The 22777-nt window shown below is 62.6% G+C and carries 21 protein-coding genes; 8 read left to right on the forward strand and 13 right to left on the reverse strand.

Translation table 11 applies throughout. From position 1 onward, the window contains the following. Positions 1-85: 85 nt before the first annotated feature. The 3 genes from ACSAMM_RS01180 (at position 86) to ACSAMM_RS01190 (ending at position 2504) form a co-directional block, all read left to right on the forward strand. The gene (locus ACSAMM_RS01180; RefSeq protein ID WP_457789189.1) at positions 86-970 is read left to right on the forward strand and encodes a transporter substrate-binding domain-containing protein; all 885 of its coding nucleotides are present in this window, start codon (positions 86-88) and stop codon (positions 968-970) included. Positions 971-1063: 93 nt separating this feature from the next. Then, positions 1064-1711 (forward strand): amino acid ABC transporter permease, encoded by a 648-nt coding sequence (locus ACSAMM_RS01185; protein ID WP_457789190.1) that lies wholly within the window; start codon positions 1064-1066, stop codon positions 1709-1711. 19 nt (positions 1712-1730) lie between these two features. Further along, positions 1731-2504: an amino acid ABC transporter ATP-binding protein gene (locus ACSAMM_RS01190; RefSeq protein WP_457789191.1), complete on the forward strand. Its 774-nt coding sequence runs from the start codon at positions 1731-1733 to the stop codon at positions 2502-2504. Positions 2505-2562: 58 nt separating this feature from the next. Here the strand turns inward: ACSAMM_RS01190 and nadC are convergent, their stop codons facing one another. From nadC to ACSAMM_RS01210, 4 genes are all read right to left on the reverse strand, one after another. Continuing rightward, on the reverse strand, positions 2563-3399 hold the full coding sequence (gene nadC / locus ACSAMM_RS01195) for a carboxylating nicotinate-nucleotide diphosphorylase (RefSeq protein ID WP_457789193.1): 837 nt from the start codon (positions 3397-3399) through the stop codon (positions 2563-2565). Positions 3400-3429: 30 nt separating this feature from the next. Then, a complete protein-coding gene (locus ACSAMM_RS01200; RefSeq protein WP_457789195.1) occupies positions 3430-4908 on the reverse strand; it encodes an L-aspartate oxidase in 1479 nt (492 codons plus the stop codon). 126 nt (positions 4909-5034) lie between these two features. Further along, positions 5035-5943: a quinolinate synthase NadA gene (nadA, locus tag ACSAMM_RS01205; RefSeq protein ID WP_457789197.1), complete on the reverse strand. Its 909-nt coding sequence runs from the start codon at positions 5941-5943 to the stop codon at positions 5035-5037. 21 nt (positions 5944-5964) lie between these two features. Next, entirely contained in the window at positions 5965-7113 is a 1149-nt protein-coding gene (locus ACSAMM_RS01210) for a ribose-phosphate diphosphokinase (protein WP_178722708.1), read from the reverse strand. Positions 7114-7438: 325 nt separating this feature from the next. On the opposite strand from ACSAMM_RS01210, the gene hflX reads away from it, so the two are divergent. Together hflX and ACSAMM_RS01220 are read left to right on the forward strand one after the other, a co-directional pair. After that, positions 7439-8689: a GTPase HflX gene (gene hflX, locus ACSAMM_RS01215; protein ID WP_457789199.1), complete on the forward strand. Its 1251-nt coding sequence runs from the start codon at positions 7439-7441 to the stop codon at positions 8687-8689. A 17-nt stretch (positions 8690-8706) separates the two neighbouring features. Further along, a complete protein-coding gene (locus tag ACSAMM_RS01220; RefSeq protein ID WP_457789201.1) occupies positions 8707-9567 on the forward strand; it encodes a polyphosphate kinase 2 family protein in 861 nt (286 codons plus the stop codon). Between the two features lie 161 nt (positions 9568-9728). Here the strand turns inward: ACSAMM_RS01220 and ACSAMM_RS01225 are convergent, their stop codons facing one another. Next, positions 9729-10742, reverse strand: coding sequence for a uroporphyrinogen decarboxylase family protein (locus ACSAMM_RS01225; RefSeq protein ID WP_457789203.1), 1014 nt, complete (start codon positions 10740-10742; stop codon positions 9729-9731). Positions 10743-12130: 1388 nt separating this feature from the next. Between ACSAMM_RS01225 and ACSAMM_RS01230 the strand changes: the two genes are divergently transcribed. Continuing rightward, a complete protein-coding gene (locus ACSAMM_RS01230; protein WP_457792132.1) occupies positions 12131-12259 on the forward strand; it encodes a ribbon-helix-helix protein, CopG family in 129 nt (42 codons plus the stop codon). Positions 12260-12404: 145 nt separating this feature from the next. Further along, entirely contained in the window at positions 12405-12725 is a 321-nt protein-coding gene (locus ACSAMM_RS01235) for a hypothetical protein (protein ID WP_457789205.1), read from the forward strand. Positions 12726-12771: 46 nt separating this feature from the next. Here the strand turns inward: ACSAMM_RS01235 and ACSAMM_RS01240 are convergent, their stop codons facing one another. The 6 genes from ACSAMM_RS01240 to ACSAMM_RS01265 all read right to left on the reverse strand — a co-directional run bounded on the left by ACSAMM_RS01240 (position 12772) and on the right by ACSAMM_RS01265 (position 19040). Continuing rightward, on the reverse strand, positions 12772-13737 hold the full coding sequence (locus tag ACSAMM_RS01240) for a hypothetical protein (protein WP_457789207.1): 966 nt from the start codon (positions 13735-13737) through the stop codon (positions 12772-12774). A 31-nt stretch (positions 13738-13768) separates the two neighbouring features. Continuing rightward, a complete protein-coding gene (locus ACSAMM_RS01245) occupies positions 13769-15019 on the reverse strand; it encodes a glutamate-5-semialdehyde dehydrogenase (protein WP_178723986.1) in 1251 nt (416 codons plus the stop codon). A gap of 165 nt (positions 15020-15184) precedes the next feature. Then, positions 15185-15988, reverse strand: coding sequence for a glutamate 5-kinase (proB, locus tag ACSAMM_RS01250; protein WP_457789209.1), 804 nt, complete (start codon positions 15986-15988; stop codon positions 15185-15187). An 89-nt stretch (positions 15989-16077) separates the two neighbouring features. After that, on the reverse strand, positions 16078-17334 hold the full coding sequence (locus ACSAMM_RS01255; RefSeq protein WP_457789210.1) for a M16 family metallopeptidase: 1257 nt from the start codon (positions 17332-17334) through the stop codon (positions 16078-16080). A 35-nt stretch (positions 17335-17369) separates the two neighbouring features. Beyond that, positions 17370-18158, reverse strand: coding sequence for a ZIP family metal transporter (locus ACSAMM_RS01260; RefSeq protein WP_457789212.1), 789 nt, complete (start codon positions 18156-18158; stop codon positions 17370-17372). A gap of 18 nt (positions 18159-18176) precedes the next feature. After that, the gene (locus tag ACSAMM_RS01265; protein WP_457789214.1) at positions 18177-19040 is read right to left on the reverse strand and encodes a patatin-like phospholipase family protein; all 864 of its coding nucleotides are present in this window, start codon (positions 19038-19040) and stop codon (positions 18177-18179) included. A gap of 222 nt (positions 19041-19262) precedes the next feature. Here ACSAMM_RS01265 and ACSAMM_RS01270 point away from each other — a divergent pair, with 222 nt between their 5' ends. Beyond that, positions 19263-19931, forward strand: coding sequence for a DUF3298 and DUF4163 domain-containing protein (locus tag ACSAMM_RS01270; RefSeq protein WP_457789216.1), 669 nt, complete (start codon positions 19263-19265; stop codon positions 19929-19931). A 100-nt stretch (positions 19932-20031) separates the two neighbouring features. Here the strand turns inward: ACSAMM_RS01270 and ACSAMM_RS01275 are convergent, their stop codons facing one another. Further along, positions 20032-22227, reverse strand: a complete 2196-nt coding sequence (locus tag ACSAMM_RS01275) for a polyribonucleotide nucleotidyltransferase (protein ID WP_178723997.1) — start codon at positions 22225-22227, stop codon at positions 20032-20034. A gap of 199 nt (positions 22228-22426) precedes the next feature. After that, entirely contained in the window at positions 22427-22693 is a 267-nt protein-coding gene (gene rpsO, locus ACSAMM_RS01280; RefSeq protein WP_457789218.1) for a 30S ribosomal protein S15, read from the reverse strand. Positions 22694-22777 lie beyond the last annotated feature (84 nt).

Raw genomic sequence — 22777 nt, forward strand, 5'->3', positions numbered from 1 at the left:
AAAAAAGGTTAAATTGTCTAAAAAAGCCGCTGTCAGGCGGCTTTCCCGGCGGATATCCCGCCGGAAATAGGAGGAGGAGAGCAAAGTGAAGATTAAGAAGTTGGCTGCCGCCGCTCTGGCGGCCCTGTTGGGCGCTTCGCTGCTGGCCGGCTGCGGCGCCGCCGGTTCCAAGAAGGAGTACCGGATCCTAGACGAAACCCTGAAGGATGAACACTACGTCATCGGATTCAAAAAGGGCAACGAGACGCTGCGCGACGAGGTGCAGCGGATTCTGGTAGAGCTCCAGAAGGACGGCACTTTGTCCGCTATCAGCAAGGAGTGGTTTGGCGAGGACAAATCGATTGTTCCCACCACCTTCACCCCGTCCGGCGCCACCGACGATTCCCTGCAGAAGGTGAAGGACAAGGGCGTGTTTACCCTCGGCCTGGACGACAGCTTCCCGCCCATGGGCTTCCGCTCGGAGAACGGTATGGACGTGGTGGGCTTTGACATCGACGTGGCCAAAAAGGTCTGCGAAAAGATGGGCGTCACGCTGGTAACGCAGCCCATCAGCTGGGACGCCAAGGACAGCGAGCTCAGCAGCGGCAAAATCGACTGCATCTGGAACGGTTTCACCTCCCTGCCCGAGCGGGAGGAAGCCATGACGCTGTCCTTCCCCTATATGGTCAACAAGCAGGTCGTGGTGGTCCTCAAGGATTCACCCATCAAGACGCTGGCCGATCTGAAGGACAAAACCGTGGTGCTGCAGAAAGGCTCCTCCGCCCTGGATGCGCTGGAGGCCAAGCCCGAGCTGAAAGCCAGCCTGAAGGGCGAGGGCCCCATCCAGGTGGCCAACAACGTGCTGGCGCTCAACGATCTGGGTAAGGGAGCCAACGGCGGCGACGCTGTCATCATGGATGAAGTGGTGGCCAAATACTACACCAGCCACCGGGATCAGCTCGTTAAGGACACCGCGAGCAAAGCGGAATAACGGTTAGGCGTTTCCATAAGGGCAGGCAGCCGCCTGCCCTTATGTTTTGAGCAGTATTGGTGCCGCCCGCGCGCGGCGGAATGGGGGAACCTCATGAGTTGGAATCAAATTGCCGAGATGCTTCTCCATATGCTGGACGCATCCAAAATGACCCTGCTGGTGTTTGTTCTGACGCTGGCCTTTGCCCTGCCGCTGGGGATGCTGGTGGCTGTGGGGCGGATGTCCAAAATCAAAATCATCAGCTGGATTATCCAGGCGTACCTGCTGGTGATGCGGGGAACACCCCTAATCCTGCAGCTGATTTTCTTCTACTTCGCGCCGGATCTCATCGGGATTCATCTGACCCGGTTTCAGGCCGCTATCGTGGCGTTTACCCTCAATTACGCGGCGTATTTCGCGGAAATCTACCGAGGCGGCATCGAAAGCGTCCCCTTGGGGCAGCGGGAGGCAGCCAACGTGCTGGGCCTGTCCCGCACCCATACCTTCTTCCGCATCGTGCTGCCCCAGGTGGTCAAGAAGGTGCTGCCGCCCATGAGCAACGAATTTATGACCCTGGTCAAGGATACCGCCCTGGCCCAGACCATCGGCGTGGCGGAGCTGTTCCAGTTTGCGCAGAGTACCTCCAGCCGCACCTTTTCGATCCTGCCCATATTTGTCGCCGGTATTTTCTATCTGGTGATGAATGCGGTGGTCAACCTCGGTTTCAATCTGGCGGAAAAGAAATTCAATTACTATACGTGAGGAAAGGAGGGGCCTGTCCATGAGTTTGCTGAGCGTGAAGGACGTCTGCAAGGCGTTTGGGAAAAACGAGGTGCTCCAGGGGATCACCTTTGAGGTGCGCCAGGGGGAAGTGCTGTCCATCATCGGCCCGTCCGGCTCCGGCAAATCCACCCTCCTGCGCTGCCTGACCCTGCTGGAGCGGGTGGATACCGGCTGTATCGCGTATGAGGATTTGACCATGGTGTCCATGGCCGCCGGCGAGCGGGCAAACCGCTGCGTGTACAGCCCCGGGCCGGTGCTGCAGCAGATCCGCCGCCGGTTTGGGCTGGTGTTTCAGAACTTCAATCTGTTTCCCCATATGTCGGTGATGCAGAACCTGACCGAAGCCCCCGTCCGGGTGGCTGGGCGAAGCAAGGACGAGGCCCGCCGGGAGGCGACGGCCCTGCTCGAGAAGGTGGGGCTTTCCGACAAGGCGGACGCGTATCCCTGCGAGTTGTCCGGCGGGCAGCAGCAGCGGGTGGCCATCGCCCGGGCGCTGGCCATGCATCCGGACATCCTGTTTTTTGACGAGCCCACCTCCGCCCTGGATCCCGAGCTGACCGGAGAAATCCTCAAGGTCATCCGGTCGCTGGCTGAGGAGAAGATGACCATGGTGGTGGTGACCCACGAGATGGCCTTTGCCCGCGACGTGTCCGACCGGGTGATTTTCATGGACGGCGGCGTTATCGTGGAGGAGGGGGATCCCCGCCAGGTCATCGAGAATCCCCAAAGCGAGCGCACCCGCGCGTTCCTGGCCCGGTTTAACCAGACGTAAACCACACATGACAAAACGGCCCCATGCCAAGTCTTTGGCATGGGGCCGTTTTGTCGGCTTATCGAATCTTCATGGAAATGTCCAGGGCCTTCACTGAATGGGTCAGTGCGCCGATGGACACAATGTCCACGCCGGTTTCCGCCACGGCGCGCAGCGTCTCGTCGGTGATGCCGCCGCTGGCCTCCAGCAGGGCCCGCCCGGCGACGAGATCCACCGCCGCCTTCATAGTGGGGCAGTCCATGTTGTCCAGCATGATGACGTCCGCCCCGGCCTCCAGCGCCTGCCGCACCTCGTCCAGGTTGCGGGTCTCCACCTCCAGCTTGACCATATGGCCCAGCTTTTCCCGGATGGCCGCCACCGCCTGGGGGATGCCGCCGGCCGCGTCGATGTGATTGTCCTTGAGCATGGCGCCGTCGGACAGGTTGAAGCGGTGGTTTTTCCCGCCGCCCACCGTCACCGCGTATTTCTGCAGGGCGCGCAGGCCGGGCAGGGTCTTGCGGGTGTCGGTGATGGCCGCGCGGGTTCCCTCCACCAGCCGGACATACCGGTCGGTGGCGCTCGCCACTCCCGACATGTGCTGCAGGAGGTTGAGGGCCGTTCGCTCCCCCTTGAGCAGGCAGCGGGTGGAGCCCTCCAGCTCGGCAATGATGTCGCCGTACGCCACCCGACTTCCCTCCGGCAGCCGGATTTCATACGAGAAGGTGGGATCCAGCAGCTCGAAGACCCGCAGGGCAACCTCCAGTCCGCAGACCACACCCTCCGCCTTGGCCATGAAGCGGGCGGTGGAGCGGGCGGTGGCCGGGATCATCAAATCGGTGGTGGTGTCCAGATAATTGATGTCCTCCTGCAGCGCGGTTTTAATGATGTCGTCCACATAGAATTGGGGCAGCAGCATGACAAAACCTCCTTGATACGTTTGATGAAATTACGGGGTGGCGGGGGTTTCTCTTTCCCGCATGACCTCGCTTAATATGATGACGCAGACGGTGGCCAGGCTCTTGGCCTCGATGTAGTCGGCGGATAGCGCATAGCCGCCGGTTTTCAGATCCTCCAGGATGGCCCGGGCCTCCTTCAGCCCTGATTCCACGGCGTCGTAGTCGGGAATAACGAACCAGGCCTTCTGCATGATGGCGCGGATGCGGGTACGGTGTCCCGGCTCCAGCGTCCGCCCGCCCGCCGGCTTTTCCGGGGCGGGGGCGGTGACACCGCTGCTCTCATGGCGCATCCGGCGGCTGATGTCGTAGGTGGTGCGCCGGGCGAAGACCAGCGCCTCCAGCAGGGAGTTGCTGGCCAGCCGGTTGAGGCCGTGGACACCGGTGTGGGAGCATTCCCCGGCGGCGTACAGCCTGTCCACCGTGGTGTCGCCGTAGACATTGACATCGATGCCGCCCATCAGGTAATGCTGGCAGGGGAACACGGGGATGCATTCCTTGGTGATGTCCACCCCCTCCTCCAGGCACCGCTGATAAATCATGGGGAAGTGGTTCTTGATGAACGCCTCCCCACGGAACCGGATATCCAGATAGAAGTCCTCGCTGCCCGTGCGGGCGGCCTCCTTCATGATGCTGCGGGACACCACGTCCCGGGGGGCCAGTTCGCCCCGTTTGTCGTAGCGGCTCATGAACCGCTCTTTATCGCAGTTGAGCAATAAGGCGCCCTCGCCCCGCACCGCTTCGGAAATCAGGAACCGCTCCCGCCCCTGGGCTGCCGCGAAGGCGGTGGGATGGAACTGGACGTACCGCAGATTTTTGATCCGCGCGCCCAGCTCATAGGCCAGGGTGATGCCGTCGCCGGTGGCGATGGCGGAATTGGTGGTGTAGGGGTACACCCGGCCGATGCCGCCGGTGCACAGCACGCAGTAGGAGCAGGTCAGGCTGCGGTATTCGTCCCCTACCAGCAGCCCCGCCCAGAAGCCGCCGTCCGCCGGGGTCAGGGTGGCCAGCTGGGCGTATTCCAGAAACGAGATGTTGGGCTTGCTCTGGGCCATGGCCAGCAGCTTCTCGGTGATTTCCCGGCCGGTGGAATCCTTGTGATGAAGGATGCGGCGGCGGGAATGCCCGCCCTCCAGCGTCATGGCGATGTGATGCTGGGAATCCCGGTCGAAGTCCACCCCCATCTCCTTGATGAGCCGCAGCACGTCCTCGGGGCCCTCGTTGACCAGGATTTCCAGGCTGCGCAGGTCGTTTTTATAGCCGCCCGCAATCAGGGTGTCCGCGATATGCAGGCGGTAGTCGTCGTTCTCCTTGTCCACCACCGCGGCCACGCCGCCCTGGGCCAGGAAGCTATTGCACAGGGTCAGCTCCCGCTTGGACAGCACCAGCACCCGTACATCCGGCGCGAAATTGAGCGCGGCGTACAGGCCCGCCACGCCGCTTCCGGCAATCAATACGTCGTAATCGTTCATGGAGTCGTCGTTCCTTTCCATCGCGGGCGCCCCGCGGGCCCGCCAGCCTTTTTATTCTGCAAAAAAGCTGCCTCCCCGTGGGAAACAGCCTTTTGTCGATATACCGCACGCGCGGGATGCAAAGCGTCAGGCGCCCAGCGTGATCATGTTGGTCAGGCTGGCCCGGGCGGCGTCCATCAGGGCGGCGTCCATCTCGATGACCTCCCCGCCGCGGCCTTCCATGGCAGCCAGCAGGGTGTCGACGGTGGTGCGCTTCATGTCCGGGCAGACCAGCTTGTCTTCGGCGATCTGGACGAGGCGGCCCGGATAGTCGAGGCTCAGCCGATCCACCACGCCCCGCTCGGTGGCCACCAGTACCGGCTGGTCGGTGGCGCGGATATAGTCAATGATGGCGGCCGTGGAGCCGATGGTGTCTGCCAGACTCAAGGTGTCGGGCGTGCATTCGGGATGCATGGCCACCTTGGCGCCGGGATGGGAGGCCTTGGCCCGGCGTACATCCTCCGCCGTCAGGGCGTCGTGAACCGGGCAGTAGCCGTCCCAGGTAACGATGTGCTTTTCCGGCACCTGCCGGCGCACATAATCCCCCAGGTTTTTATCGGGGATGAATAGGATATTTTGCTGCGGCAGGGCCCGCACGATTTTCAGGGCGGAGGAGGAGGTCACGCAGACGTCGCTGACCGCCTTGAGTTCGGCGGTGGTGTTGATGTAGGCCACCACCGCATAGTCCGGATGCTCCTGCCGGAATGCGGCCACCCGCTCGGGCTCGATTTGCCGGGCCATGGGGCAGTCGGCTGTGGGCTCCACCAGGACGACCCGTTTGCCGGGGCTGAGAATCTTGATGCCCTCCGCCATGAAGCGGACGCCGCAGAGAAACACCGTGTCCGCGTCGGTGGCGGCGGCCTTCTGGGCCAGGGCGAAGCTGTCCCCCAGAATGTCGGCGCAGGCCTGCACTTCCGGGGACTGGTATGTATGCGCCGCGATAACGGCGTGGTGTTCCCGCTTCAGGCGGGCGACAGCTTCCATTGTTTCAGTCATGAGGAGCCTCCGTTCGCAGGCTTACCGGCTGCGTTTGGCCAGCAGCTGCTTGATTTTTTCATGGGGATCGATGATGACGCTGACCGACACCTCGTGGTTGAGGGCGGCGATGAAGTAGGCGATGTATTTGGACACATCCACCTCATGGAACCAGGAGCGGCCCAGTAGCTCGGGGGACCGGTAGGTCAGGTTGGTGCCGAATACCCCGTTGACCACCCCGTCGGCCACCGCCTTGTCGAAGCTCTCCAGCCCGGCGGTGAAGGTGGCGTAGGTGGCGTAGGTGAAGATGCGGCCCGCCTTGCGCTTTTTCAGCTCATAGGCGATGTCCAGCATGGATTCGCCGGAGGCGATGATATCGTCGGCGATGAAAATGTCCTTGCCCTCCACCGAGTTGCCCAGGTATTCGTGGGCGACGATGGGGTTGCGGCCGTTGACCACGGTGGAGTAGTCCCGGCGTTTATAGAACATGCCCAGGTCCACCCCCAGGCAGGAGGCGTAGTACATGTTGCGGTTCATGGCGCCCTCGTCGGGGGAGACGATCATCAGGTGATCCCGGTCGGGCTGCAGGTCGGGGACGGCCCGGAACAGGGCCTTGAGCACCTGGTAGGAGGGCATGACGTTGTCGAAGCCCATGAGGGGAATGGCGTTGTGGACGCGGGGATCGTGGGCGTCAAAGGTGACGATGTTGGACACGCCCATATTCCGCAGTTCCTGCAGCGCCACGGCGCAGTCCAGGGACTCCCGGTAGTTGCGCCGGTGCTGGCGGCCGCCGTAAAGGATGGGCATGATGACGTTGATGCGGTGGGCCTTGCCGCTGGTGGCCTGGATAATCCGCTTGAGATCCATGAAATGGTCGTCCGGCGACATGGCGTTCTCTTTGCCGAACATTTTGTAGGTGCAGCTGTAGTTCCCAACATCGACCAGAATGAACAAGTCGTCGCCGCGGATGCTGGATTTGATAATCCCCTTGCCGTCTCCGGAGGAGAACCGGGGGCATTCCGCCTCCACCATAAAGGTGTCGTCGGTGCGGCCGCTTTTGTGCGCCCATTCGGTCAGGTGTGCGTTGATTTTTTCGCCCAGTTCCCTGGCGCTCTCCAAGGCGATGATGCTTAAGGGCGCCACTTTGTCCTGCTCTGCAAAAATCGTTTCACTGGTAATGTTGTGAGCCACTGTCAACTTCCCCTTCAATTTTGTGTCCGTGTCCGGATCTATTAACACAGATTTAATTGTACCACAGGGGCCGGGGAATTGGCTAGGTTGGGCGGGCTTTTTTGCTGCCGAATTTTCCCGAAATTTCGGAATTCATACTATGGACAATGCACAACGAAAGGGGTATACTAAAACAGTCATATGGCCCGGAACAGGCGGATTTTTCCGCATTTTTCCGCACACAATCAAGCAAAACCGAACGGCCCGGCGCGGGGGTTCGCCCTCCAGCGCGTTTTTTCGCACGGAATCGAACCGGCCGGCGGCTTCGGAGAACAGGAGCATCCATTTGGAAGAGAGCAAACGGCCGTTGGCCGACGAAACGCCGGAGGAGGCGATCCTGGTGTCCCTGGACACCGGGGAATTCGACGTGGAGATATCCCTGGACGAGCTGGAGGAGCTGGCCCGCACGGCGGGGGCCCGGGTGACCGGGCGGCTTATCCAGAAGCGGGAAGCACCCGACAAGGCCACCTGCATCGGCAGCGGGCGGCTGGAGGAGCTGCGCGAGGTGTGCGAAAACACCGGGGTGGACCTGGTGATTTTCGACCTGGAGCTGTCCGCCACCCAGCACCGGAATCTCACCGACGCGCTGCCCTGCCGGGTGGTGGATCGCACCACCCTGATTCTGGACATTTTTGCCGCCCGGGCCCGTTCGGCAGAGGGGAGGCTGCAGGTGGAGCTGGCCCAGCTGGAATACCTGCTGCCCCGGCTGGCGGGGCAGGGAACCGCCCTGTCCCGGCTGGGCGGCGGCATCGGCACCAGGGGCCCCGGCGAAACCAAGCTGGAAAGCGATCGGCGGCATATCCGCCGCCGGATTCACGCGCTGAAGGAGCAGCTGGAGGCGGTGGAGAACCGGCGGGAGCATCGCCGGGCCCGCCGGAGGAAGGACGGAGTGTGCACGGTGGCCATCGTGGGCTACACCAACGCGGGCAAGTCCACCCTGCTCAACACCCTGACCGATGCGGGGGTGCTCGCGGAGGACAAGCTGTTCGCCACCCTGGATCCCACCTCCCGGGCGCTGAAACTCCCCGACGGGCGGGAGGTGCTGCTGGTGGACACGGTGGGCTTTGTGCGCCGGCTGCCCCATCATCTGGTCAAGGCCTTCCGCTCCACCCTGGAGGAGGCGGTGGAGGCGGATCTCATCCTCAACATCTGCGACGCGTCCAGCCCGGAGGCGGAGGAGCATTTGGCGGTCACCCGCGAGCTGCTGGCCGAGCTGGGGTGCGCCGACCGGCCGATCCTGCCGGTACTCAACAAGTGCGACGCGGCGGCGGCTCTGCCCGACGTGGGAAGGGCGCTGCGCATCAGCGCCAAAACCGGGGAGGGGCTGCCCGCGCTGCTCGAAGCGGTGGCGGCCGCCCTGCCACCCGACCGGCGGCGGGTGACGCTGCTGCTTCCCTTCTCCCAGGGGGCGCTGGCCGAGCGGTGCCGCCGGGAGGGCGCGGTGGAGCGGGAGGAATACGTGCCCGACGGGCTTTCCATGACGGTGACGCTGGGGGTGCGGCTGCTGAACGCCGTGCAGGACTATATCCAGGAATAAGACAGGGGAGGACGGACATGGACATCAAGAAGTACTGTTTTACCAAACGGGACAGCTTTTCCATCGGCAAATTCGACACGGCGGACACCGACGGATTTTCCGACAAGGAGGACGCGCGCAAGCAGCTGCGCCGCAACGTGGAGCGGATGGCCGTGCTGCAGGATAAATTTTACGCCCAGGACAGGGAGGCCTTGCTGCTGGTGTTCCAGGCCATGGATTCGGCGGGGAAGGACGGGGCGGTCAAGCATGTGATGAGCGGTCTCAACCCGCAGGGGGTGCAGGTCTACAGCTTCAAGCAGCCGTCGGCGGAGGAGCTGGATCACGACTACCTCTGGCGGATCCACCGCTGCCTGCCCGAGCGGGGAAACATCGGGATATTCAACCGCTCCTACTACGAGGAGGTGCTGGTGGGCAAGGTGCACAACCTGCCGTTTCAGCAGAAGCTGCCCTCCCGCTGCCTGACCGAGGACATCTGGGAGAAGCGGTACCGCCAGCTGCGGGATTACGAGCGGTATCTGTCGGAAAACGGAGTGACGGTGGTCAAGTTTTTCCTGGACATCTCCAAGGACGAGCAGAAAAAGCGGTTTCTCGCCCGGATCGACAACGAGGCGAAGAACTGGAAGTTCTCCGCCGCCGATATCGCGGAGCGGGCCCACTGGGACGAGTATATGGCGGCGTACGAGGACTGCATCAACGCCACGGCCTCCAAGGCCGCGCCCTGGTACGTCATCCCGGCGGATAAAAAGTGGTTCGCCCGGCTGCTGATTTCGGAAATCGTGGTGCGGACGCTGGAGGGGCTGGATCCCCAGTATCCGACCGTCAGCGAGGCGCAGAAACAGGCGCTGCAAAGCTGCCGCAAGCAGCTGGAGGAGGCGTAAGCGCGATCACCCGGACGGTGAAGAGGAGGAAATCCGGACTTGTTGCACAATGCTTGGCTATACAAATAGACTGAGAAAAACCACTTGCGGGCCATAAAGCGTGGTCCGCAAGTGGTTTTTTAGGGCGTCGCTTACAGCGTTCGACGCTGCAAGCGGGCTGTTCAGAGGCTGTCGTAATACTCGTTCGCGGCGGCGAAGAAGGCGTCGATGTTCTCCCAGGGGGAGGCGGGGGGGATGTCGCAGCCGGAGGAGACCACGAAATTGGGATAACCGGGGCAGCAGGCGGCCATCAGGCGGAGGGTTTCCTCCCGCACGGAGGCGGGGGTGCCGTTACGGAACTGCCCGGCGGGATCCAGGTTGCCCATGGCCACCGTGTCCGCCGGAATATGGGGCAGCATGGCCGCCATGTCGATGGCGTTGCCGAAATGGTAGGCGGCGGCACCGGTGCGCAGAATGGAATCGATCATCTGGATGGTATTGTTGCCGCAATTATGGTAAATCACCAGGAAATCGTCGTCCTGGACGGCCTCGATGATTTCCCGGACATAGGGCTCGGAGAACTGGGCGGCCATATCGGGGGAGAGCAGACCGGTCAAGGGTTCGGCCATGACCACGCCGGCGGCGCCGGTGCGCTCCTTATAGGCGCGGATATAGGCGGTGAGGAAATCGGTGGCCTTGCGCATGGCGAGGTGCACCATATCGGGCTCCGTATAACAGTTGACCAGGGCCTCGGTGACGTCCATCAGGCGGCCGGCCAGGGAGAAGGGGCCGATGACCCCGGCGAACACGGGCCGGTCGGTAATGAGCGCCGCGGCCTTTTCGATGGCCTCGATACAGCGGCCGGTGCGCCCCGCGCCCACCTCTGGAACCGGAAGGGCGCGGGCCTCCTCCTCCGAGGTGATGACGGCGCCGGTAACGGTGGGCACCTCGTCGTCGGAAATCCGTATGGGGCAGCCGAAGGCCTCGGCTTCCACCGAGAGATCCATAAAGCTGACCGCGGCGGCGGCGTCCGCCCGTTCGGCGACGCGGCGCATGCCTTCCGCCTGGAGGCCGCTGTCGGCGATCAGGTCTTTGACGGTGATGTTCAGCAGGCTGACACAGGGAAAAGACAGAACCGGCAGGGGCTTTTTGCGGGGGGCGTCCCGCAGGGCGTTCAACCAGGCTCTCGCTTGCATAGAAACCGCACTCCTTTGCACTCTTTTTCAGCGTTGGAACCACTATACCGCAAGGCGGCGCGGAGCGCTGCCCTCCTTGGTCCGAAACGGCTTTGACCGTTTCGGAGCGGTTCCATGTTCTCTCAGCCGTCGGAAATCTTGGATTTCCGTTTACGGCGTGAGGTTATTCTACCGCATTTGGAGGCGGCGGTCTTGCAAATTCTTACGGAAAACGGGAGGATTTTTTACCATTGGGGTTGAAATGGGTGTGGGATTTATAGATGTTACTCTATCGGGCTTGGGGTTGGTATGCGGGGGACTGCCCCGCGAGCTGGTTGTGCCTGTGAGGCACCCCGCACCCCATCTTTCTTTTTCGTGCGTGAAAAAGAAAGATGGGGGAGAAAGAAAAAGCCTTAGGGGAACCATCCGGCGGGCGTGGGGGGATACCCCCCACTGGAAGAACGTGGCTGCGCCCCGTTCTTCGTCCCCCCATAGAGGAAATAAAACCTTATTAAAACCCCTGTGTCGCTGCGGGCTTTGATCCCTTATAAGAAAAATAGAAACTTTTAGCGCTCGTGTCGCCGCCGGTACGCCCGCTAATAACCATGCGGCAGCCCGTTCTGCTTGCTACCAGCCCCGCCTCGCGCCTGCGTAACCACACGCACCGAAAAGTCGGGCGACCAACTCTCCAGGGGCTGCACTGCATGAGGAGTATCAAAAGACAAGGGTGGACGCTCTGTCTCTGCCGGTCTCGCCGGCTTAGGCCGCCGAGCCCATACGGGATCCGTAGGAAGGACGCCACAGGCTGTTGGGTGTGGGCGAGATGGAGCGCTGTCTTGCGGGCGAGCGATGCTCGCCCCTACAAAGCCGCCACGCAAGATAGCCATGGGGGTTGCGAACCACCCTTTTCGATGGATAGGGCTCCACGTCGTAAGGCGGGGAGACCATGCTGAATTGTACAACTAGGGTGCGCACCCAGGCATACTACGCGCGTCAGCGCGCTCGTAGCGCGGGAAAAGGACACGCTTCTAGCAGATAGGCGCTGTTGCGCACTATAGCGCCTTTAGGCGCGAGCGCTCACTTAGGTGGATAAGAACGCTTTTATGCGACGTGTTCTTTTCTTGCGCGTCTGTGGGTTAAGGCTTTTTCTTTTCTCCCCCTTCTTTTCTTTTTCTGGAAAAGGAAAAGAAGGGGTGCGGGTGCCACATTGGCAGCATAGGGACGCGGGGGGGTGCCCCGCATACCAACACCAAGCCCGATAGGATATTGTGAAAGTTTTCCACGTTATTTTAAAACGATTGACATATGTCGCTACATTAGCTACAATATAAATGTCGCTACAGAATGGAGGTGCAAGCATTAGCGGACAAAAGAAGATGGGGCGACCGACAAACAATCCCAAAGCCGTGATGTTCCGGGTGCGATTAGACGACGAATCGGTCAGGAAGTTGGATGAAGCGGCAAAAACGCTGGACGTTTCCCGGTCGGAAATCGTGCGACAAGGGATTTCCATTGTGCACGGCAGCCTCAAAAAATGAAGGAAGCGGTGCCTCCAAGCCAAAGGCAACACCGCTTCCCCACACCAGCCATGCTCAAAAGAACAGGAGGCATAAATACTATACCATATGCCGTCGGTACTTTCAAGCATGGCTGGACATGAAAACAGAAGGGAAGAAAAAAACCATGCATAGCTTTACGGCGGATATCGAGGAATTGCTGGAAAACCGGCTGGGCGAGGTGATGGACGATCTTCTGCGGCAGAAGGGCGAGTACGCCATGGCCTGGGAACAAAGCCGGGAATTGTACAGCCGCATCGACCCGATTGTGAGCCACGAGGAGGACTTGTCCATCAGCGGCGGAGACTGCCTCAATCTCCGCGACTATCTGGAGGCGGAGGGCAGGGCGGCGGGACTGCTGCAAGGGGCTCTATACCGCCAGGGCTTCCGGGACTGCGTCCAGGCGCTCCACCTGCTGGGTGTGCTGGGGATGCGAACGGCCTCTTGAACAAAAAGATCCGCGCCGTCCGATCGGACGGCGCGGATCTTTTTGTTCAAGGCTTGGTGTCGGAGACGGCGGTCAGCATCCAGCCGTCGTCGGTCTTCTGTACAGTGTAATACTGAGACGATTCCGCCATGTCGATGGTGGGCGTGATCGTTTTGCCCTTTTCGTCCACGCCGATCTTGGTCACCGGCACATAGCCAACCTGCAGGGTATAGGTTTTCCCCTTCTTTTTCAGCTCGCCGGCCACCGGCTCGGAACCAGGGGTATTGGGCATGAGGGGGACGTAATAGCAGTTCTCCTCCGCCTTGTACTCGAAGGAGAAGCTGAGCCCCTCGTCGCCGATGTTGTGGTGATAGGGCTTGGCGTCGGGGCCGAACAGGGAGGCGTAAGCCTCGTTGATTTCCGACAGGGGGACGATGATCCGGCCGGATCCGTCGTCGGTCTGGGCGTAGGAGCAGACATCGTCCTTTTCCCGGAGCATGCGGATATTCTCCTGGTTGGTGATTTTCCAGACGGCGGCCATAATGAGGGCATCCTGCTCGGTGGCGTTGATGTCGGTGAAGGCGGTGACCGGCTGATTGGCGGTCACCGGCTCGAGAAACTCGAAAATTTCCGCCTTGACTTCGGTGTCATCGACGGCCTTTCGGATGCCGTTGACACCTAAAACGATCAGGGACACCACGCCGGTGAGGGCCAGGAGGATCACCAAAAGGCCCAGGGGGGCGGCGTACCGGAAATGGCCCTTCCGCCGGCCGGCGGCGGTGTACCGCTTGGAGGCGGGGGGCTTGGGCTCGCTGACCCGGGGAGCGGGGGTCTTATCCGCATCATCCCCGGTGGGGATATCCTCCGGCTCCAGCCCCAGGGTGCTGGAGGGCGGCTCGGCCGGGGACGGGGCTTCCTTCTTCGGCGCGGGGGCTGGTTCTGTCGTTTCTTCCGGGGCCGGCTCCTGCGCTTTTTGGGGGGCCGGCTCCGAAGCGCCGCTCACGGGATCTTCTACCTTTTTCCACTCGCTCATCGCGTTTTCCTGTCCTTTCCTGGCGGGGAGGTCAGCGGATCTGGCCGCTGCCGATCACCACGTATTTGAAGGAGGTCAGCTCCTTCAGGCCCATGGGGCCGCGGGCATGCAGCTTCTGGGTGGAAATGCCGATTTCCGCGCCCATGCCGAATTCCCCGCCGTCGGTGAACCGGGTGGAGGCGTTGACATACACGGCGGCCGCGTCCACCGAGGCGGTGAACCGCTCGGCGGCGGACTGGCTGTCGGTGACGATGCATTCGCTGTGGCCGGTGCTGTAGGTGGCGATGTGGGCGATGGCCTCGTTGAGGGAATCCACCACCTTGACGGCCATGACGTAGTCGAGATATTCGGTGCCCCAGTCCTCTTCGACAGCGGGTTCCACCGGCAGGCCGGCCAGGATGACCAGGGAGCGGGGGCATACCCGCAGCTTCACTCCGGCGTCCAGCAGGCCCCGGGCGATGACCGGCAGGGCCCGGGGGGCGATGTCGGCGTGCACCAGCAGGGTTTCGGCCGCGTTGCAGACCGAGGGGCGGGAGGCCTTGGCGTTGACGGTGATAGCGGCGGCCATCTCCACGTCGGCGGCGGCGTCCACATAGATGTGGCAGTTGCCGGTGCCGGTCTCAATCACCGGGACGGTGGCGTTGGTCACCACCGTGCGGATGAGGCTGGCCCCGCCGCGGGGGATGAGGACATCCACGTACTGGTTGAGCTTCATCAGGGCCAGGGCGGTTTCCCGGGCGGTGTCCTCGATGAGCTGGACGGTATCGGAGGGCAGGCCGCCGGCGCTCAGGCCCTGCCGCAGAGCGGCGACGATGGCCATATTGGCGCGGATGGCTTCCTTGCCGCCCCGGAGGATCACGGCGTTGCCCGCCTTGACGCACAGGGCGGCGGCGTCGGAGGTGACGTTGGGGCGGGCCTCATAAATGATGCCCACCACGCCCAGGGGGACGCGGGTTTTCTGAATTTTCAGGCCGTTGGGACGGCGGTAGCCCTCCGTCACCTCGCCCACCGGGTCATTCAAGGCGGCGATATCGAGAATGCCCTGGCACATGCCGCGGATGCGGTCAGGGGTCAGGGTGAGGCGATCCAGCAGGGTGGGATGCATCCCGGCGGCCTTGGCGGCGGCCACGTCCTGCCGGTTGGCCGCCAGGATATCGTCGGAATGGGCGGCCAAGGCTCTGGCCATGGCGGTCAGGGCCTCGTTCTTACGGGCGGTGCCGGCCACGGCCAGCAGGCGGGAGGCGATTTTGGCGCGGGCGCCGATGTTTTCCAGCGTGTCCATACGGTTACCCTTCCTTTCCGTTGTATAGTCAACCAAGTTGACAAAGTGCAAAGTTCGACGGAGAAAATGAGCCGCAGCTGCGTTGTCGTCTTTGGCGGGCGTCAGCCCGCCTGCATCCTCCGCCTTACTGCGGCTCATTTTCCCTCGTCTCCTTTTTGCCTTCTTTCAACTTGGTTGACTATTAGAATGCGGCACGAACAGCGTGCCCAGGGCCTGTCCCTCCATCAGGTCGTACAGGCGGGAGGGGCGCGCGCCGTTCATGATGACGGCGGGGATGCCGGCGGCCATGGCGATTTCGGCGGCGTGCAGCTTGGTGACCATGCCGCCGGTGCCCCGGTTGGAACCCGCGCCGCCGGCCAGCTTCAGCAGGTTCTGATCGATGATGCGCACCTCGGGAATGGGGTGGGCGTCGGGGTTTTGATGGGGATCGGCGTCATAGAGGCCGTCGATATCCGTCAGCAGCACCAGGGCATCGGCCCCCACCAGCTCGGCCACCAGGGCGGAGAGGGTATCGTTGTCGCCGAACTCGATTTCCTCGGTGGCGACGGTGTCGTTTTCATTGATGATGGGCACGGCGCCGTATTCCAGCAGGCGGCAGAGGGTATTGACCACGTTGGATTTGCGGCGGTCGTCCTCCACCACGTCCCGGGTGAGCAGCACCTGGGCGGTGACGTGGCCATACTCGGAAAACTGCTTGTCGTATGTATACATCAGCTCGCACTGGCCGACGGCGGCGGCGGCCTGCTTGCCGCCGATGTCCCGGGGGCGTTCCTTTAGCCCCAGGTGGCCGGCCCCCACGCCGATGGCGCCGGAGGTGACCAGCACGATTTCCCGGCCGGCGTTTTTTAGATCGGAGAGCACCTTAACCAGCGATTCGATGCGCCGGAGGTTCAGCCGGCCGTTTTCATAGGTCAGGGTGGAGGTGCCCACCTTGACCACCAGGCGTTTGGCGTCTGCCACAGCGGACATAAGAATGATTCCTTCCTTCTTTGGCGGGTTTGATTGCGGGATGAATACGTTTCAGTATAACACAGATTTCCCGGTCTGCCAACGGGAATTTAGCGCAGGGGCGCGAGGGCGGCGGCATAGAGGCTGTCGGGGCCGACGGGGCCCGCGGCGGCCAGGGCGGCGGGTTTGCCGGCGAAAAGCGTGCGGATGAGGGCGTCCACCTCGTCCCGGGTCACGCCGTCCAGGGCGGCCAGAACCTCCTCGTCGGGCAGCGACCGGCCGAAGGTCAGCTCGCAGCGGCCGAGATTGGCGGCTTTGGCGGCCACCGATTCCATGCCGAGTATGTAGGAGGCCTTGACCTGGGCCTTGGCCCTCTGAAATTCGGGCTCGGTCACCCCGTCGAGCAGGCCGTCGAGCACGCCGCGGATTTCGGTGAGAACCAGCTCCTGCTCCTCCGGCGCGACGGAGGCGGACACGGTGAACAGGCCGGCGCCGGTATCGGCGTAGCTGCCGCTGTAGATGGAATAGGCGAGGCCCAGTTCCTCCCGCAGGCGGAGGAACAGGCGGGAAGAGGCGCCGCCGCCGATGATGAAATTGGCCAGCATCATGGCATACCGCCGCTCGTCCCCGGCGGGGATGCCCTGCCAGCCAAGCTCAAGGCAGACCTGCTCGAAATCCTTGGGACGCAGGGTGAGGGCGGGAGAGAAGGCGGGCGCGTCGGCGGCGGGACGGCCGGCCCCGCGGGGCAGAGCGGCCAGGCCGCGCTCCAGGATGTCCATCAAGGCGACCTTGTCGAAGGCGCCGGCGGCGACCACCACCATTCGTTCGGGGGTGTATTGCTCCCGCACATAGCGCAGAAGGTCGGCGGAGGTCAGGGCGGCGACGCTTGACCGGGTGCCGCAGATGGGGCGGCCCAGGGGAGAGCCCGGCCAGGCGGCGGCGCACAGGGCCTCGTGGGCGAGATCCTCCCCCACGTCCTCGTACATGGCGATTTCGTCCAGGATGACCTTGCGTTCCAGCTCCACGTCGGCGGGAGCCATGCGGGAGTGCAGCAGCATGTCGCTGAGGAGCTCCAGCGCACCGGGGGCGTTCTGGGCCAAGGTCTGGGCATAGTAGCGGGTGCATTCCTGGGTGGTATAGGCGTTGAGGCTGCCGCCGAGCATGTCCATCTCTTCCGAAATATCCCGGGCGGATCGGGCGGCTGTCCCTTTAAACAGCATATGCTCGACAAAGTGAGATATGCCTTGGGCGGCCGCCGGCTCGTAGCGGGATCCGGCCTCGATCCACACCCCGACGGAGGCGGACAGCGCCCCTTCCACGGGGAGAAGCAAGAGGCGCAGGCCGTTGCTCCAGGTGATTTTTTCCATATGTGTGATGTGTTCCTCTCGTTTGAATTGGATGACTAGCCACCTAAAACGCCCAGCAGGGCCATCAGCCAGAAGCCCAGCAGAAAGCCGTAGGTGGCCGCGTGGCCGTGATCGCCGCTCTGGGATTCGGGAATGAGCTCCTCCACGACGATGAAGATCATGGCGCCGGCGGCCACGCTGAGCAGGACGGGCATGACCACGCCGCCCAAGGTGGCCAGGAAGGTGGTCATCAGAATGCCGATGATGGCGGCGGCGGGTTCGGCCAGACTGGCCCAGAAGCCCCACCGCAGGCAGTGCCTCTGGGTGGCACCACTCTGCCGCAAGGGGAGGACGACGGCCATCCCCTCGGGGAAGTTCTGCAGGGCGAGGCCAGCGCCGAAGACCAGGGCGGCCGTCCAGGACATGCCCGCATCTCCCATGGCGGCGGCGATGACCACGCCCAGGGCCATCCCCTCGGGGATATTATGCAGCGCCACGGCCAGCACCAGCAGCTTGGGCCGGGACATATGGCTGGGCCGACCCTCGGGGGAGGCTTCGTCCATATGCTGATGGGGGACGAGCTTATCCAGCAGCAGCATGCCGAGGCAGCCTAACAGAAAGCCCAGGCTGACCACGGCGGCGCCGGCGGGGGTTTTGCCCGCGTTATCAAAGGCGGGGAGAATCAGCGACCAGATGGACGCGGCGATCATGATGCCCGCCGCGAAGCCCAGCATGGCGCCCTGCCGCTTGGGGCCGCCGCTCTGCATACGGGCGGCCAGGACGGATCCGCCGAAGGTGGCGGCCCAGGGGAGCAGCATTAAAATAGCGAACAGATCCCAGCGCATGGCGGGCCTCCTTATCGATTATTCAGCAGGAAGGTGGGAGGACAGGAAGGGGCGCAGGGCGTCCCAGGAGAGGAGAACATCCCGCTTGCCGAGGAAATAGGCCTCGTCCAGGCGGCTTCTCCGCTTTTCGAAGCGGCTGACGGTGAGGGGGGCGCTGGGGGCGACGACGACGGCTTTGCCGGTCTTCTCCAGCTCCCACAGCCAGGCGCGGGTATCGTTGTACAGGGTGTGGCGCTCGTCCAGGACGCGGATCATCTGGGGATAGTCCCGGAAGGCGCGGCGGTAGAAGGAGGGCTGGCCGGTGGGGGATTTGACATATTCCCGGTGCTGGGTCAGCACCACCAGCACCTTGTCGCAGCCGTCGGCCAGGGCCCGTTTCACCGGGATGGGATCGGCGGTGCCGCCGTCCAGGTAGAGGCGGCCCCGGAATTCCACCATGGGGGAAAACAGGGGGATGGCGGCCGAGGCGCGCAGCAGGCGGCACTGGTCAGCCATGAGCGGCTGCTTGCCGAAGTAGGCGGGGCGGCCGGTGACCACGTCGGTGACGCCGGTGACGAACTCCGTTGGGGAGGCGAGAAAAGCGGGGTAGTTGAAGGGGTCGTATTTGCCTGGAATGTCGTCGAAGACGAAATCCATGCCGAACACCGAGCGGGTTTTGACAAAGTTGCGCAGGCTGATATACCGCCGGTCGCGCAGGTAGTCCATATCCACCCGGTAGGCCCGGCCCTTCTGGCCGGACACGAAGGAAATCCCGTTGCCCGCGCCGGCGGAGACACCGATGACATAATCCGGCGACAGCCGCCGTTCCATCAGGGCGTCAAGCACGCCGACCGTGTACAGGCCCCGCATGCCGCCGCCCTCCAGCACCAATCCGAGTTTCATTCAATCAGCCTTTCCTGGCAAAGTTTAGACGAGTGTTAGTATAGCACGAAAACGGGAAAATAACAATATTTGCCGGAAAGTCAGGACGGGCCGGAGCCGCATATACTAGGCCGGGAGGGTGCTGGCCGGGGTTCGGCCGGCCAAACAGCGGCTTGCCGTGCAGAAGGGCGCGCGGCCTGCCGTTCCACGACAGCCCTGTGTCATTGAAAGGATGGGGTTCTGATGATAGTCGAGACGGAGACCGTCACCTTGGAAGAGGAAATGTCCTACCGGGGGACGCCGGTGCTGCGCTATTCCATCGCGTATCCCCAGTTCCGGGCGGAGGGGTTCCGGCAGGGACTGGAGAGGATCAACGCCTATCACCGGCTGGAGGCGATGCGGCTGCAGCTTTACGCCCGCATGAATCTGTATCACGACGCGGTGCGGACCTATCTGCAGGCGGTGGAAAACGGGTATCCGGTGATGGTGTACGAGGTCATCGCGGAGTTCACGGTCACCTACAACCAAAACTGCGCGCTGAGCCTGTACACCGACCAGTACATATTCACCGGCGGGGCCCACGGCAGTACTACGCGGTACGCCAACACCTGGGATCTGAAGACGGGGACGCCCACTCCACTGGGGCGGCTGGTGCCGGGATTCATGGATGGTAAGGCGTACATCACCGGGGAGGTTATCCGGCAGATTCGCACCCAGATGCACAACGGAGAAGGCGACTATTTCGAGGATTACGAGAAAAACGCGGTGGAGGAGTTCGATCCCGGGCAGTTCTATCTGACGCCAGAGGGGGTGATGGTGTACTACCAGCAGTACGCCATCGCGCCCTATTCCAGCGGGATTCCGGTGTTTCTCATTCCTTATTCCAAGAGGATGCGGGAACCCCGCTGCTAGGAAAACACGCAGCTCGGACGGCGCGGCTAAGTTGGCCGCGCTAATAAAACAAGCGGCAAGCTCCGCGAAGGAGTTTGCCGCTTGTTGTTTTGGTTATTGCTCAGCTCCGGCGGGGGGGACGGCTGCCGCCGTCCCGGTGAAAGCCGCCTTCGCGGCGGGGAGGCCGGGGAGAATCGGAAACGGTGTTTTCCGGCTTGAGGCCTTCCACCTCAATGAGGGCGTCACGGCGGGACAGGTTCAGACGCCCCTGCTCGTCGATCTCGGTGACCTTGACCAGCACCTGATCGCCCACGGCGACCACGTCCTCCACCTTTTCCACCCGTTTGACGTCCAGGCGGCTGATGTGGACAAGCCCTTCCTTGCCGGGGGCGATTTCCACAAACGCGCCGAAGGTCATCAGGCGGGTGACCTTGCCCTTATAGATGGCGCCCACTTCCGGGTCCTTGGCGATGGTTTCCACCACGCTGAGGGCCCGCTTGGCGTCCTCGGAGTTGAGGGCGGAAATGAAGATGCTGCCGTCCTCTTCAATGTCAATCTTACAGTTGCATTCTGCCTGGATCTTCTGAATGACCGAGCCGCCCTTGCCGATGACCTCGCGGATTTTATCCACGTCGATCTTGGTGGTCAGCATCTTGGGCGCGTAGGGGGACAGCTCTTCCCGCACGGCGGGGATGGCCTTGAGCATGATTTCGTCCAGGATATAGAGACGAGCCTTATGGGTTTTCGCCAGGGCCTCCTTGATAATAGCGGGGGTCAGGCCGTGCACCTTCAGATCCATCTGGATGGCGGTGATGCCCTTATGGGTGCCGCCCACCTTGAAGTCCATATCGCCGAAGAAGTCTTCCAGGCCCTGAATGTCGACCATAGTCATGAAGCGGTCGCCCTCGGTCACCAGGCCGCAGGAGATGCCGGCCACGGGGGCCTTAATCGGCACGCCCGCGTCCATGAGGGCCAGGGTGGAGCCGCAGATGGAGGCCTGGGAGGTGGAGCCGTTGGAGGACACAACCTCGCTGACCAGGCGCATGGTGTAGGGGAATTCCTCCACCGAGGGGAGCACCGGCACCAGGGCCCGCTCCGCCAGAGCGCCGTGGCCGATTTCCCGACGGCCGGGGCCGCGGGAGGGCTTGGTCTCGCCCACGGAGTAGGAGGGGAAGTTGTAATGATGCATATAGCGCTTTTCGGTCTGATCGTCCAGGCCGTCCAGCTGCTGCGCGTCGCCGGAGGAGCCCAGGGTGACGGTGGTCAGCACCTGGGTCTGGCCGCGGGTAAAGAGGCCGGAGCCATGGGTGCGGGGCAGGATGCCGACCTCGGCGGCCAGGGGCCGGATCTCGTCGATGCCGCGGCCGTCCACCCGCTTGCCGTCATCCAGCAGCCAGCGGCGCACCACGTATTTCTGCAGCTTATAGAGGCATTCCTCGATTTTGTCGACGGCCTCGGGATACACATCGTCGAACTTCTCATGCACCTCGGCGTACACCGGGCGCAGACGCTCGTCCCGCACGCGCTTGTCGTCGGTATCCAGGGCGGCGCGTACCTTCTCGATGGCGAAGTCCTTGATGGCTTCATACATGGCAGGATCGGGATCGTTGGAGGTGAAGGGGAACTTCTCCTTGCCGATCTCCTGCTGTATGTTCCGGATAAAGGCGACGATCTCCTGGTTGGCGGCGTGGCCCGCCATGATGCCGTTGAACATGGTGTCGTCGTCCACTTCGTTGGCGCCCGCCTCGATCATGGCGACCAGGTCGGCGGTGGAGGCGACGGTCACATGCATCTCGGAGCGCTTCGCCTGCTCATGGGTGGGGTTGATAACATATTCGCCGTCCACCAGGCCGACGACGACGCCGGAAATCGGGCCGTCCCACGGGATGTCGGAAATGGAGATGGCGATAGAGGTGCCGATCATGGCGGTGATTTCCGGCGCGCAGTCGGGATCCACCGACATGACGGTGCAGACCACGGACACGTCGTTGCGCATATCCTTGGGGAAGAGGGGACGGATGGGCCGGTCGATGACGCGGGAGGTCAGGATGGCCTTCTCGCTCGGGCGGCTCTCGCGACGCTGGAAGGAGCCGGGGATTTTGCCCACGGAATACATTTTTTCCTCATAGTCCACCGACAGGGGGAAGAAGTCCACGCCTTCCCGCGGCTTGTCCGACGCGGTGACGGTGCACAGCAGGACGGTTTCGCCATAGCGGACGAGGCAGGCGCCGCTGGCCAGCTGGGCCAGCTTGCCGGTTTCCACCACGAGGGGCCGGCCGGCCAGGGTGGTTTCAAACACACGATAATTTTCGAACATAGGGTACCTCCGATTGCATATATTTCCATCCTGCATATGCGAGGTGACCATTAGCAATAAAACCAGGGCTTTTTCTAGAAAAAGCCTTCGTTTCACTGCTAAAGCCATCCGCCCATGCCGGAATACGGACAGGGAAACGCGGGGCCGCAAGCGCAGCGAGAGGCAGGAGGGCATTACGCCCGCCTGCCTCAGGTTGGACTTATTTACGAATGCCCAGCTTCTCAATGATGGCGCGGTAGCGGTTGATGTCCTTTTTCATCAGATAGTTGAGCAGGTTGCGCCGATGGCCGACCATTTTCAGCAGGCCGCGGCGGGAGTGATGATCCTTCTTATGGGTCTTCAGGTGCTCGGTCAGGTCGCCGATGCGCTTGGTCAGAACGGCAATCTGCACTTCGGGAGAGCCGGTATCCCCTTCGTGGGTGGCGTACTCCTTCATTATGGCTGTTTTTTCCTCGGGAAGCATCATGATTTCTTCACCTCTTCAAATATTTCCATAAACCCAGTGCAGGGAAACGGTGACTCCCGCAGACGGCGGGCATACTCCGCTGAC

It is taken from the genome of Anaeromassilibacillus sp. SJQ-5 (genome assembly GCF_054108045.1).

Coding starts and splice junctions, on each gene's coding strand:
- ACSAMM_RS01185 (WP_457789190.1), top strand. CDS start 1,064: ATGAGTTGGAATCAAATTGCCGAGATGCTTCTCCATATGCTGGACGCA.
- ACSAMM_RS01190 (WP_457789191.1), top strand. CDS start 1,731: ATGAGTTTGCTGAGCGTGAAGGACGTCTGCAAGGCGTTTGGGAAAAAC.
- nadC (WP_457789193.1), bottom strand. CDS start 3,399: ATGCTGCTGCCCCAATTCTATGTGGACGACATCATTAAAACCGCGCTG.
- ACSAMM_RS01200 (WP_457789195.1), bottom strand. CDS start 4,908: ATGAACGATTACGACGTATTGATTGCCGGAAGCGGCGTGGCGGGCCTG.
- nadA (WP_457789197.1), bottom strand. CDS start 5,943: ATGACTGAAACAATGGAAGCTGTCGCCCGCCTGAAGCGGGAACACCAC.
- ACSAMM_RS01220 (WP_457789201.1), top strand. CDS start 8,707: ATGGACATCAAGAAGTACTGTTTTACCAAACGGGACAGCTTTTCCATC.
- ACSAMM_RS01225 (WP_457789203.1), bottom strand. CDS start 10,742: ATGCAAGCGAGAGCCTGGTTGAACGCCCTGCGGGACGCCCCCCGCAAA.
- ACSAMM_RS01230 (WP_457792132.1), top strand. CDS start 12,131: ATGTTCCGGGTGCGATTAGACGACGAATCGGTCAGGAAGTTGGATGAA.
- ACSAMM_RS01235 (WP_457789205.1), top strand. CDS start 12,405: ATGCATAGCTTTACGGCGGATATCGAGGAATTGCTGGAAAACCGGCTG.
- ACSAMM_RS01240 (WP_457789207.1), bottom strand. CDS start 13,737: ATGAGCGAGTGGAAAAAGGTAGAAGATCCCGTGAGCGGCGCTTCGGAG.
- ACSAMM_RS01245 (WP_178723986.1), bottom strand. CDS start 15,019: ATGGACACGCTGGAAAACATCGGCGCCCGCGCCAAAATCGCCTCCCGC.
- proB (WP_457789209.1), bottom strand. CDS start 15,988: ATGTCCGCTGTGGCAGACGCCAAACGCCTGGTGGTCAAGGTGGGCACC.
- ACSAMM_RS01255 (WP_457789210.1), bottom strand. CDS start 17,334: ATGGAAAAAATCACCTGGAGCAACGGCCTGCGCCTCTTGCTTCTCCCC.
- ACSAMM_RS01260 (WP_457789212.1), bottom strand. CDS start 18,158: ATGCGCTGGGATCTGTTCGCTATTTTAATGCTGCTCCCCTGGGCCGCC.
- ACSAMM_RS01265 (WP_457789214.1), bottom strand. CDS start 19,040: ATGAAACTCGGATTGGTGCTGGAGGGCGGCGGCATGCGGGGCCTGTAC.
- ACSAMM_RS01270 (WP_457789216.1), top strand. CDS start 19,263: ATGATAGTCGAGACGGAGACCGTCACCTTGGAAGAGGAAATGTCCTAC.
- ACSAMM_RS01275 (WP_178723997.1), bottom strand. CDS start 22,227: ATGTTCGAAAATTATCGTGTGTTTGAAACCACCCTGGCCGGCCGGCCC.
- rpsO (WP_457789218.1), bottom strand. CDS start 22,693: ATGATGCTTCCCGAGGAAAAAACAGCCATAATGAAGGAGTACGCCACC.